Raw genomic sequence first — 12,869 nt, 5'->3', positions numbered from 1 at the left:
TTATTCTCTTAGAATCTTTCAAGGTTGTTTCACTGTTCAGTTATCAAGGTTGTCCTTTGTTGCATCTGTCAGACACAACTCATTTAGAATATCATATGTATTTCTCTTTGTCAACAACTTTTTAAAAGTTTTTGAGAAATCATATTTTATTCCGTTGTTGCAACCGCCTCACGTGCGGTGCGAAAATTATATTATCAAAGACCACACCCAATGTCAAGGCATTTTTACTACTTTTTTTCTTATTTTTTTGTTTACTATTACAAGAAAATAGATGTTGGGGCAAACCGATCATTTACCACAACATCTATTGCTCTATTTCTTCTATAATAAAAAGGATGTATTTTGTATCCAAGAGCATTTTCCGGATCACATCGTAGAAAGAAATGCCATAACCAGATTATGATCGTACAGATAAGTCAGGAATTTGCTCTGATCGATGCCGGCAAGAAGCCCCTGCCCAAGTGTCGTTGTACTGATGCAGGCAGCCGCATACATGATGATCCAAACGACCAGAAATCCTTCTGCAGCCCCGGCGACCAGACCAAGCAAGCCATTGACCTGCCCGAGCCCCGGTGCCTTTCTGGCACCTTTGACAAAATAACCCACGATCAGCACAATGATCTGTGCTATCACAAAGGCGATAAAGACTGCAATACCCTGCATCATAAAATCCGCGATCTTACCGCAGATCATTTGTCCAAGGGTCTGCGTGCCATCCGATAATTGCAGGATACTGGATGCCCCGCCAAATTGCGCGACTGTAAGATCATTCTGCGTCTGCAGTCCATTTAAAAGATCCTGTAATTGCGGGTTCTGCTCCACATTCGTCTGCATCTGCCGGATCGAATCCGTCACATCCCCCAGCGCATTTCCCGGAATGGCATCCGTCAGGGATTGATACCAGTCCTCAAGCCCTGTATCCTGTGGCAGGTTTTCCGCCTTATTTGTCACAAATTTTTCTGCCTGCTCATAGACTTTATCATATATATTTGTCTCTGTTTTCAGATATCCCAGAATATAAGGATTAGCTACCGATACAAATATAAAGATAAAGATCCAAGAAACCAGTCCATATACAATGCCAAGTATTCCCTTACGCCAGCCTTGCAGCGTCAGGAAAAAAAGAATAAACAGCATAACGATCAATACTATGTTCATTTTGTCCCCTTTTCACTATTTCAATCGGACCACATCTGTATGTCCATCTTCCACGAAAACATATCTGCGCGATGCATCCTGTGGTATTATTTTATATATGCTTGTGCTAAATTCGTATGCAAACTTTTTGATCCCCTGCAAGGTGTATAGTTCTACCTCTTTATTATTAGAAAGAACAATTTCATGGTTTGCCACAAATTCCGCATTGGTTGATGCTATGTCGATCGTCTTCTGGCAGCGTTTTCTGCCGGTCAGGGTATAGACTGTCATCTGATCGATATACTTTCCCTCGTCATCCGTTGCCTGACAAATGATCCCCCAATACTTGTCATCATAAAAGACACTCTTGATCTGTCCGTCAACAAAGGTCTCCTTGGCAATGCTCGCCTTGGAATTGTTATTGAACACGATCACTTCGCTGTCACCAAAAGCGATCGCCTTGTCTCCATCCACGTAGGCGATCTGCGGGATGATCTGATCCGAAAAACTGTAGGTAGCAACAATATTGTCGATCTCATCCTTGCCTTTGTTGCTAAAATCATAGAAAGAGATCGTCGTCTTTACATTTCCATCTTTGACATCCAGTTGTGAGACCATGAGCCTTTGCGCAGTAGAGGAAAGAGCGATCGCCAGTGGATAACCACTATTTTTCATGTGAAGTTCGCCGGATGCCAGCACTTTTCCCGCGTCATTGCAGACTTGCACATAACCCGCCTCACCGTCCTGCATCAGGATCGCAACCGTTCCCTGGGATGCGATATTGGCATCCACGATCGGCATGGCTGTCTTAATGGTCTGCTTGAAGCCGGTATTAGTAAGGATAGCCGCCTGCGTGCCCTGCACATCATAGATCAGGATATAATTGCCGCACACATCGATCTGGGGATCATCCATTTCATAGGTATAGTTCCAGATCAGGTCGCCGTCATACTCCGTATAAAAAGCGCCATCCCTGCTATATTTCAAAAAGTTGTCCTGAAAATCCACATAGTGTGTCTCCGCAGAATCCACACGCTCATATGTCTCTTTTACATCAAAGTCATCATACTTGCGCAGATTAAAGACAAGCACCCATAAAATGACCGCAACAATACAAAGGAAGAAGACCAAGATCTTCTTCCGATGTCTCGTATATATGTGCTTATGATTTCGCAGGAATTCGGTTCCCGCCGCGCCCAGATCCTTGACGCTATGTTTCTTTTCTTTTGCTGAAACTACTGCATTATCCTCTGCCATATATCTCTTTCCTTATTCTAAAATACAAATACAGCCACTCCATATGCCGGTAAAGGATAGCCAATCGAATATTCCCGTCCATCACATTCCTGTCGCTTCGGTGTATAGGATACCTGTCGTTTGGTATCTGTGCCGCCGTATTTGGCATCCTCGCTATTAAGGATGAGTTTATGTTTGCGTTGGTTTAATACGCCAACGCGGTAATCATCATAGGCTACCGGTGTAAAGTTGCATACAAAGAGCAGGTCATTCTTGCCATTCTTAGACTTGCGGACAAAACTAAAAATGCCGCGATAACTGTCGTTGGCATTGATCCATTCAAAGCCCGCCCATGAAACATCCTGTTCATACATTGCCGGATACTTCTTATATATATGTAAGAGATCCTTTACAAAGGTCGAAAGATGGCTGTGATTTGGATTGTCTAAAAGATACCAGTCCAGTTCTCTCTCCTCGCTCCACTCCTGGATCTGTCCGAAATCCTGACCCATAAAGAGAAGTTTTTTGCCCGGATGCCCCATCATAAAGGTATAGCCTGCCTTGAGGTTCTTGAACTTATCCCCCTCAAGTCCCGGCATCTTGCTCAGCATGGAGCATTTCAGATGAACCACTTCGTCATGGGATAAGACCAGAATATAACGTTCATACTCGTTGTAACTCATAGCGAACGTCATCTTACTGTGATTGTCTTTTCTAAAATACGGATCCAGTTTCATGTAATCCAGAAAATCATGCATCCAGCCCATATTCCATTTATAAGAGAAATTCAGACCGCCATCTTCTACATCACCAGTGACCTTTGGCCATGCAGTCGATTCCTCAGCGACCATGACAACGCCCTTGTTGCGTCCGCGGATCAGGGTATTGATATGACGGAAAAACTCTACCGCCTCAAGATTTTCATTGCCACCAAACTGATTTGGCACCCACTGCCCCGGTTCCTTGCCATAATCCAGATAAAGCATAGATGCGACTGCATCTACACGCAGACCATCGATGTGATACTGCTCGATCCACATAAGGGCACTGCCGATCAAAAAGTTCTTGACCTCATTCTTGCCATAATCAAAGATCTTGGTACCCCACTCCGGATGCTCGCCCTTTCTCGGATCCGCATACTCATACAAGGGCTGACCGTCGAAATCTGCCAGTCCATGCGCATCCTTTGGAAAATGCGCCGGAACCCAGTCTAAGATAACACCGATGCCTCTCTGATGCAGATAATCGATCAGGTACATAAAGTCTTCCGGGCTTCCATAGCGCGACGTCGGCGCATAATAGCCCGTTACCTGATAGCCCCAAGATCCATCATAGGGATACTCTGAGATTCCCATCAACTCGACATGGGTATATCCCATATCGCATACATAGTCCGCCAGGCTCTCAGCCAACTGGCGGTAAGAATAAAAGCCGTCATTCTCTGCAGTCGGATGCTTTTTCCAGGAACCCGGATGTACCTCATAGATAGACATTGGCTGTTCCCAGAAATTCTCCTGTTTGCGGCGTTCCTTCATCCAGTTGTCATCCTGCCATGCATAGGAAAATGGCGCAACAATACGGGATGCCGTACCCGGGCGCACCTCTGCCATGGCTGCATAAGGATCTGCCTTGTAGAGTTTGCCGCCGTCCGGCGTATAGATCAAAAACTTGTATAACTGTCCCGGCTTTGCCTCCGGTACAAAGAGTTCATAAATTCCCATATCCGGCTCGACCAGACGTTCCATCATATGTGATGTCTCATTCCAACCGTTAAACTCGCCGATCACTGCTACCGCTGCTGCATGTGGTGCCCAAACATCAAAATATACCCCCTCGATGCCGTCTTTGGTCTGCACATGTGCGCCCATCTTCTTGTAGATATCATAATGCGTCGCCTGCCCAAACAGGTACATATCTAACTCTGAAAAATTGCCCATAGTAAACCCCTTTTCCTTTATATTACAACTCGAAATCCTGCTCCCGTAAGATCAAGTTGCCATCTTCATCATAACGTTTGGATCCAAAACGGCTGAACATTGCCTTGATACCGCCCTTTTCTGCTTTATCAATGGCGGATTCCACAATATCACGCACCTCGATCAGGGAGGTCGGATGGTCTACGCGTTGGATCAGATTGATACGGTTATACATGGCAAGGATCGCCATTTCATCCACAACATAGCCCTCCTCTAAGGCATAAACCTTACCGAAATTGACCAGTTCGTCTATGGTAAAGATCGGAATGGTGATCTTTTCGGTAAACATGGCTGCAAATGCACTGTTGTGGGAAAGCATCTTGTCAATGCGCTTCTTCTGGTCTTCCATAAGAACCAGAACATCACAATTCTCCTGCGACATCAACTGGCGCATGGTCTCCTGAGTACGCTCACTCAGTCTGCCTGCTCCCTCAATGATCAGACATCCGCCTGACACCTTGGAAAGTACCAGTGCCACATCTTTTTTATTTAACTGTTCTGCATCAATCTTGCCGACATTGCCTGTCAGTTTGTCTGTCTCAATCTGCAATACCTTGATCAGATTGGATGCCAACATGGTCTTTCCACTGCCGACACCTCCCTGGATGATGATATTGCCACTTGCAGAATTCTTTTTATTTTCCAGACGGTAACGCACACCTGTCAATGCCTGGCAGATTGTATTTTCCATGCCGTCGATCGGCATAAAGTAAGAGAAGATCTCCTTTTCCTCCTCGGACAGGGTCAACTCCGGCATCTCCTCACTGATGGCACGTTCTAAGACATTCTCATCCAGTAGTTCTGCCATCTCTTCCGGGTCCAATACCACATCCGCGATTTCAGGGAGTGGCTCCTCTGCCACCTCCTGCTCCCGGCTTGGCATTGCCTCTTCTGCCACTGCCTCCTGTGGGCCGACTTCCGACTCTGCCGTTTCTGCCTCTGCTACAAACTCCTGTAAATCTTCCGGCAATGTGATCTCCGGCAGATCATCTTCCTCTACATCTGGGGCAATCTCCTCTGCCACCTCGGATGCAAGCGTTTCTTCCTCTAAGTGTCTGACCTCTTCCTGTCCCTCGTTTGCCATGATCCTGTCAATTTCCTGCTGTAACATGTCATTGACATCGGCAACGATCTTGCTTGCCTCTTTATAATCCACGTCTGTCACTTCCTCCAAATCTGCTTCTTCCGGCAGGGACGCTTCCTGCGCAGGATCTGCTTTTTCATCCTGGTCTTCTAGAACCGGTGGATGCCATTCTTCGCTGGCGTCTGGTTCTACAGACTTGACGATAGAAGGAGCCTCCGGGCTCTCTTCCCCTTTAATGATATGCGCACTTGCAGGATCTACGACCGGAATTTCCAGACCAACGCCCATGACGCCATCCGCTTCCACCTTTGGGATCTGGAATACCGCCGGTGCCGGATCCTCAGTCCGATCTTTGACCGGCTCGGATGAAGCCTCATCCTGCTTTGCCATATATTCTTCTTTTAAAAGATCTGTCGGCCTTGCGCCGGCATCTAATTTCGGGATCGCTTCTTCCAGACGATCCATGATCTGGGATGCCTCTTTGAGTGCGATATTCTTGGCAGACTCCAACTTTTGCTGCTCTGCCTCCTGTAATGCCGCCTCAGCTGCACGTCTGGTCTTTTCCCATTCCTCCATGACATCTTCAATGGTCATCTGACCGTCTACCTGCTGCTCGACCTCTTTGGATTCCGGCACGAGCAGACTAATCTGACCGTCGTATTCCTCGGCGAGATACTCATTGAAAGTATCTTTTAAGGACTCATCCAGTTCCTGTTTTGCCTGCTTTTGTTCCTCTGCAATAGCATCACTCTGTTCGTTGACCTGAAGATAGGGGATCTCCTCAACCAGAGTCTTGATATTTTCCATATTCTCGGAAACAGCCTCTGCCTCCGTTGCACGCATGATCTCGTCGATATTCTTTTTGATCTCCGCCTGCAAATTGACCGTGTTGAAGCGCTCCGCCGGTAACTCTACCTGCGGGATCGCCATAGTCTCATGCACGATCTCACCGGAGTGCAGGATCTCATTGGCGCGGATCTCCGTCACACCGTCGCGGCGCTGCTGGAAATGGCGGTACTTGTCCTCCTGCATCTTGTCGAGCGGCTGGTATATCATCTTCATCTCAAGGGCACGCTCCACATAAGGACCGTCACCAAACCAGAGGATGATCTCATCACACAGATCGATACACTTGTCTACCTGCATGGTCTTGTGATAGAGATAGGCAAGTTCATATGCCCACTCCTCCAAGAAATCATGCTCCTTTAACTCTTCCAAAATACCGATTAGTGTCGTATAATCGGCACCTTTTGCCTTGTTGATCTGGTATTTGATGATATATTTGAGACTGTCATGCGGCGCGATCTCCACGAATTCATCATAGAATTCCTTCGCCTCATCCAGATCGCCCAACTTCACACACAGAATCGCCAGATGATAAATGATCATCCTGCCGATCGGAGAGCGGTCGTGCGCCATATAAAGGAGTTCCCGCGCCTCTTCCAGACGGCCTGCCTCCTCGCACACCTCACTTGCCTTGACCAGCGCGTTGACATTGTGCACCTTGCGCCAGTTTGTGCTCTCCACAATATCCAGAGCCTCATCTGTACGCCCTTCTTTTATCAGTTGTTTAATCTCATCGTATTTTGTCTTAAACTCGTTCTTATCCAACGTTCTTACCTCGAAAAAGTATCCTGATACGCTCTTATCTCAAGCTATAAATATACAGTTTCAGTGTATCATAGGGCACATGACATGTCAAAAATATTTGTCTGACAAATCTGTGAAAAACCTGCCATTTTTTAGCAATATAAAGGACAGTTTCCTTTGCTTTTGAAACTGTCCTCCTCATAATTTTATTCTTTTGTATCCTCTTTCTCAGAAGATTGTTTTTTCTTCTTTTTGAAGAACACATTGACTTTTACATGTGATTCTTCTTCATATTCCTTGGTATGCTCTACAAGAGTATGATCTGCCTCGTTGACTCTTTCCATATTGATATAGTCGGCTGTCTCCTCGGGCAGATCCCGTTTTCTCAGCATGTGCTTGGAGAAGCGTCCCACCAGATAGTAGATGAGCGCCATGGTCGGTACGCCAAAGAGCATACCTGCAAATCCAAACAATCCGCCGCCAACAACGATGGCAACGACAACCCAGAAAGAAGAAAGTCCGGTAGAGTCGCCCAGAATCTTTGGTCCGATGATATTACCATCGATCTGCTGCAATACGATGATAAAGATAAGGAAATATATTCCCTGCATCGGCTCCGTTAAAAAGATAATGATAACGGTCGGCAAAGCCCCAATATATGGTCCAAATACCGGTATGATATTGGTCACGCCGATGATGATGGATACCAGAAGTGGATACGGCATCTTAAAGATCAGCATACATACATAACAGATCACACCGATAATAGCGGAATCAATGATCTTCCCTATGATAAATCCATAGAAAATGTCTCTGGTCTTTCTGCCGATTTCCAGGATGACATTGGCTTGATCTGCACGGAAAATACCGTAGATCAGTTTCTTGGCCTGTCCCTTAAATGTTTCCTTGCTACAAAGCACATAGACGGACACGATGATGCCGATAATGCAGTTGACCAGCAAACGCCCTACACCGAGCGCTCCTGTCACCGCCACGGATATCACATCCTTGGTGCTCACATCTATGTAATTTTCCAGCCACTTGACGCCCTTATCGATCGCCTTGTCAAGATTACTGCCCTTAGCGCTCATGATATTCTTTTCATAGCGCCCGCCGGTAATCTGGTTTGCCCAATCCAAGACACCATCGATCTGTTCGTTGATGTGTGTGACCAGATAATGGATGGTCTGGTATAACTGCGGTATGATCGCAACAAAGAACAATACAATAATACCAACCACAATGACCAGTGCGATCAAAGATGTGAGCATACGCGTGGTCTTTTTGGCATTTTCTTCCGTCTTGCAGTGTTTTGCAAAGAAGGGGTACATGTGCCTCTCGAAAAATTCCATGATGGGATTCATCAGAAAGGCAAGTCCAAATCCTATGATGATGGACTGCAGGACGCTCATAAACTTGCTCCAGCCTTCGCCCAGTCCCTGATAACGCTCTACACCAAAGTAAAACAGGATCACACAACACGCCGTGAAGATGACCACCACAGAGATGGTCATCATGCGCTTTACATTCCCTCTGCCATTACTCCCCGGTTGTTTTTGTATATCCATAAGTCATTAACCTCTGTAATAGTTGATCAGGCATCCCTTTAAGATGATATCTCTCTCATCATCTGTCAGAGCACCAAGTTGCAGTGTGAACGGCTGCATCTGTCCATCCTTTACCACATATGCCTGAATTTCTTCTGTCTTATCGATGATCGCCTGACGGATCGCCGGAACAAAGAGATAATCTCCGTTTTTAAATGGAAGATCACCTGCCGGGATCAAAAATGGGAGCATGCCCCAGTTGATCAGGTTGGAACGATATCTCTTGGTCGCATATTCGTTGGCAATATTTGCCCAGCCACCCAATACCTTCTGGCAGGAAGCCGCCTGCTCTCTTGCAGAACCATCGCCCGGTTTTACGGCAAAAATGGTAGATCCTACACCAAAGTTGTCATGGTTTACATCCGGGAAGGTCTTTTTCACGGTGTGCACGATCTCACGCAGTTCCGGTACTGCCTGTCCGGCACATTCTCCGGCTTCCAGTGCCTTCTGTGCTTTCTGGATCTCCTTGGCACGGCCTACATATTCCGGATCCTTACGGGAAAGTGTAAATTCTGCCAATCCAAGAGGATTAGAGCGGTAAGAAGATGTCTCTCCTGACGGAATCAGTTCATCTGTCGTTGTTACCGGATCGTGGATCTCAGATACGACCTTGAGGAAAAGATTTTCCGGTAATGGGCTCATAGCCGGCCAATCCTTGATATTCGGTCCAAACTTGATCTCCTCATTCGGATCTGCAACGCCCTTGCTGTCAAAGACGCGGTTGGCATAAATATTTTTATCGAAATAGTATTTTGGCTTGGTGTAGTTGACATCCATATCGGTTGCTGCTGTCAGATAACCCTTATTTGCCGCAGTTGCAGCGATGGAACGGGCATCCATAAGTGCTACGGATGAGATCTGTCCATTCTGTAGCTTGGATCCTTCTCTGTTCGGGAAGTTTCTTGTAGAGTGGCGGATGGAGAAGCCGTTGTTGCTTGGGGTGTCTCCGGCACCGAAACATGGTCCACAGAATGCTGTCTTGACGATCGCACCTGTCTCCATCAGATCTGCAACACAGCCATTTTTCACAAGTTCCATATAGATCGGTGTGGACGCCGGATAAACGCTGAGTGTAAACTCATCCGGTCCGATGGATGCACCGCGCAGGATGTCTGCTGCATCCGTGATATTCTCAAAACCACCGCCGGCACAACCTGCAATGATACCCTGATCTACATATAATCTGCCGTTTCTGACCTTATCCTTTAAGGTGAAGTCTACCTGTCCGTCCAGGCTGACCTTGGCTCTCTTTTCGCAATCATCCAGAATATCCATGAGATTTGCATTGAGTTCTTCGATCGTATAGGTGTTGCTCGGGTGGAACGGCATAGCGATCATTGGCTTGATCTGGCTAAGATCGATCTCGATCATACCGTCATAGTATGCAACCTGACCCGGATTTAACTCTGCAAAGTCCTCGGTTCTGCCGTGGATCTCATAGAACTCACGCACCTTGTCGTCTGTTCTCCAGATAGAAGAAAGACAGGTCGTCTCTGTTGTCATAACATCCACGCCGATACGATAATCTACGCTGAGGTTGGCAACACCCGGTCCGACAAACTCCATGACCTTATTCTTGACATAACCCTTGTCAAAAACCTCACCAATAATGGCAAGCGCGATATCCTGTGGTCCCACGCCCTTCATAGGACTACCGGTCAGATAGACACCGACAACGCCCGGCATGGCAATATCATAAGTCTTGTTCAGAAGTTGTTTTACCAATTCCGGTCCACCCTCGCCCATAGCCATGGTTCCAAGAGCACCGTATCTCGTGTGAGAATCGGATCCCAAGATCATCTTACCGCCGCCTGCAAGCATTTCTCTTGCAAACTGATGGATAACAGCCTGATGAGGAGGTACATAAATGCCGCCGTACTTTTTGGCACATGTCAGTCCAAACATGTGGTCATCCTCGTTGATGGTGCCGCCTACGGCGCAAAGACTGTTGTGGCAGTTGGTCAGCACATAAGGGATCGGGAATTTCTCAAGCCCGGATGCTCTTGCTGTCTGGATGATACCAACGTAAGTGATGTCATGGGAAGTCAGTTTGTCAAACTTGATCTGCAAATTCTGCATATTGCCGGATGTGTTATGGCTCTCTAAGATACCATATGCCATCGTCTGCTTGGCTGCTTCTTCCTTTGTGACTTCTTGTCCCGTCTTTTGTCTGATCTCATCCTGTGCCTGTGGGCCATTAGCGACCAACTCTGTTCCACGGAGCAGATATACTCCCTGTTCATATAACTTCATGTGTTTCCTCCTCAATTTTTATTTTCTGCCGAAGAGAGAGAAAATACCTTTTCCCTCCTCCGGCTTTTTCTCTTCTTCCTGGTCGGATTCCTTCCATGCAAAATATTCCTTGTCCAGATCCTCGGAAAGTGCGGCTGCCTCTTTCTCGGTCAACTCGCCCTGGGTCGGAACCCCCGTGGTCTCTTCCTCATCCTCCAACGGGATGCCATTTTGTATGAAATAATCCTTGTTGATGCGGATCTCCGGCTGCACATTGGCATAGGACGGGGTATCCTTTGGCGCGAAATCGCCTTTTTCTCCCTTTTCCCGCTCTAAGCGCAAACGGTGATTTTCCTCCTCGATCAGATGTAAATACTTTTGCGTGTCGATCAGATCTCCCAACTGCGACTTGAGTTCTGATTGGTTGGACTTGATGGTCTGCTTTTCGCTTGCCATCTTATCCTTGGCGTCTTCGTAGATCTTGGCGATCGCATCTCCCGCATCCTCAATGATCTGCTGAATGTCGTTTAAGGCATTGTCCGTATACATGATCGATGCCGCATAGATATCCTCCGCCTTGCGGGAAGCCGCAAAAATAATGTCGTCTCCCTGCTTTTGCATCTCACGGTTTGCCTTATCCTTTTTGGTCTGGGACAATTCATGTTCGTCGATCATGTCATACATGCAGGCATTTAATTCCTTGAGCAGATCCATCATCTCGTTCTTGTTCACGATCACGTCGCGTTTACTGCCGTTGTATGGCTCTGCCTTGGAAAAAAGTACATGAATATCCCGTAGCACTTTCTCTGTGCGATCTGCTGCACTCATATTTCACACCTCATCCGTTCGTCTTTTGGCATTTTACATATAAATATGAAAATACTCTTTAAAATATAGCATACAAGCCAGAGTCTGACAACGCTTGACGGTCAGGGAAATCTTAAATTTTGTTAATAAAAGGACATCATTTCTAAAGAAGATATAAAAAATACAAAATGTAAGCAAGCAGCATGACGATGCCGGCTTTCTTTCGCAATTCTTTTGTCCGTGCCACACATACAAATAACAAAATGCCGACCGCCGCGGCGATCAGGGTATCCACAACAAAGCCGGAAGCAAAGGTAACCGGCGTGATCAGGGCTGTGGTACCTACGATAAAGAGGATGTTAAAAATGTTGCTCCCCACGATATTTCCAATGGCGATATCCGCATTATGTTTTCGTGCCGCGGACACACTCGTCACCAGTTCCGGCAGGCTGGTGCCCAACGCCACAATGGTCAGCCCGATAAAACGCTGACTGATGCCAAGCGCCTTTGCAAGATTACTCGCTCCCTCGACCGCGAAATTACTTCCTGCCACAATCATGACGACACCCGCCAAGATCAGACCTATGATCTTTGCCGTGGAAAGCTGCTCCACTTCCCTTTCTTCTTCCTTGCCCTTTTTTGCCATCATGTAGAGATAGCGCAGATAGAGGAGGAATAAGACCCAGAGGATAACGCCTTCCAGCCACGTTACCTGACCTCCGGTATAGCCCAGCCACAAGAGAACAAAGGTAACGACGATCATAAAGGGGATCTCATAGCGGACAGTGGAATCCGCCACCTTAAGCGTTGCAATCAGCGCCGTCACGCCGAGGATGATGAGGATGTTTAAAATATTGCTTCCCACGATATTGCCAATCGTGATCTCCGCATTTCCCCGTAGTGCCGCCGAAATGCTGACAGCCGCTTCCGGCAGGCTGGTTCCCATGGCAACGATCGTAAGACCAATGACCAGTTGCGGTATGCCCAATTTCCTTGCCAGCCCGGAGGCTCCGTCCACGAACCAGTCCGCCCCCTTGACCAAAAGGAAAAATCCCAGCGCTAAAAAGACAATCTGTAGTACAAAGTTCATATCTTTCTCCCTTCCTGCAACTTGGGGATAAAAAAAGCGAGTCCCTTTGTTGCATCAAAAAATAATACAACAAAAGTCTCGCTACTAGGCTACATACCGGATTGCTCGCA

The 12,869-nt window shown here is 46.9% G+C and carries 8 protein-coding genes; all 8 read right to left on the bottom strand.

Annotation, left to right across the window (positions count from 1 at the left end):
- Window positions 1-366: 366 nt before the first annotated feature.
- The 8 genes from DW183_RS11850 to DW183_RS11815 all read right to left on the bottom strand — a co-directional run bounded on the left by DW183_RS11850 (window position 367) and on the right by DW183_RS11815 (window position 12,759).
- Window positions 367-1,158, bottom strand: a complete 792-nt coding sequence (locus tag DW183_RS11850; protein WP_118282484.1) for a CvpA family protein — start codon at window positions 1,156-1,158, stop codon at window positions 367-369.
- A 15-nt stretch (window positions 1,159-1,173) separates the two neighbouring features.
- A complete protein-coding gene (locus DW183_RS11845; protein WP_118282480.1) occupies window positions 1,174-2,394 on the bottom strand; it encodes a DUF5711 family protein in 1,221 nt (406 codons plus the stop codon).
- A 17-nt stretch (window positions 2,395-2,411) separates the two neighbouring features.
- On the bottom strand, window positions 2,412-4,310 hold the full coding sequence (glgB, locus tag DW183_RS11840; RefSeq protein ID WP_118282476.1) for a 1,4-alpha-glucan branching protein GlgB: 1,899 nt from the start codon (window positions 4,308-4,310) through the stop codon (window positions 2,412-2,414).
- 22 nt (window positions 4,311-4,332) lie between these two features.
- Window positions 4,333-7,044 (bottom strand): tetratricopeptide repeat protein, encoded by a 2,712-nt coding sequence (locus tag DW183_RS11835; protein ID WP_118282472.1) that lies wholly within the window; start codon window positions 7,042-7,044, stop codon window positions 4,333-4,335.
- Window positions 7,045-7,229: 185 nt separating this feature from the next.
- The gene (locus DW183_RS11830) at window positions 7,230-8,591 is read right to left on the bottom strand and encodes an AI-2E family transporter (RefSeq protein ID WP_118282469.1); all 1,362 of its coding nucleotides are present in this window, start codon (window positions 8,589-8,591) and stop codon (window positions 7,230-7,232) included.
- A 6-nt stretch (window positions 8,592-8,597) separates the two neighbouring features.
- Window positions 8,598-10,883 (bottom strand): hydratase, encoded by a 2,286-nt coding sequence (locus DW183_RS11825; protein WP_118282466.1) that lies wholly within the window; start codon window positions 10,881-10,883, stop codon window positions 8,598-8,600.
- An 18-nt stretch (window positions 10,884-10,901) separates the two neighbouring features.
- Window positions 10,902-11,690, bottom strand: coding sequence for a hypothetical protein (locus DW183_RS11820; RefSeq protein ID WP_118282462.1), 789 nt, complete (start codon window positions 11,688-11,690; stop codon window positions 10,902-10,904).
- A 142-nt stretch (window positions 11,691-11,832) separates the two neighbouring features.
- Window positions 11,833-12,759 carry a calcium/sodium antiporter gene (locus DW183_RS11815; protein ID WP_118282459.1) on the bottom strand — a complete coding sequence of 309 codons (927 nt, stop codon included), beginning with the start codon at window positions 12,757-12,759 and terminating at the stop codon, window positions 11,833-11,835.
- Window positions 12,760-12,869 lie beyond the last annotated feature (110 nt).

This window comes from Roseburia sp. AM16-25 (genome assembly GCF_003473825.1).
Taxonomy (GTDB): Bacteria; Bacillota; Clostridia; order Lachnospirales; family Lachnospiraceae; genus Pararoseburia; species Pararoseburia lenta.
Note: the sequence above shows the minus strand (reverse complement) of the source record. Positions and strands in the feature narration are given on the sequence as shown.

Excerpts from the sequence above, each read along its gene's own strand:
- DW183_RS11850 (WP_118282484.1), bottom strand. The coding sequence starts at position 1,158 with ATGAACATAGTATTGATCGTTATGCTGTTTATTCTTTTTTTCCTGACG.
- DW183_RS11845 (WP_118282480.1), bottom strand. The coding sequence starts at position 2,394 with ATGGCAGAGGATAATGCAGTAGTTTCAGCAAAAGAAAAGAAACATAGC.
- glgB (WP_118282476.1), bottom strand. The coding sequence starts at position 4,310 with ATGGGCAATTTTTCAGAGTTAGATATGTACCTGTTTGGGCAGGCGACG.
- DW183_RS11830 (WP_118282469.1), bottom strand. The coding sequence starts at position 8,591 with ATGGATATACAAAAACAACCGGGGAGTAATGGCAGAGGGAATGTAAAG.
- DW183_RS11825 (WP_118282466.1), bottom strand. The coding sequence starts at position 10,883 with ATGAAGTTATATGAACAGGGAGTATATCTGCTCCGTGGAACAGAGTTG.
- DW183_RS11820 (WP_118282462.1), bottom strand. The coding sequence starts at position 11,690 with ATGAGTGCAGCAGATCGCACAGAGAAAGTGCTACGGGATATTCATGTA.
- DW183_RS11815 (WP_118282459.1), bottom strand. The coding sequence starts at position 12,759 with ATGAACTTTGTACTACAGATTGTCTTTTTAGCGCTGGGATTTTTCCTT.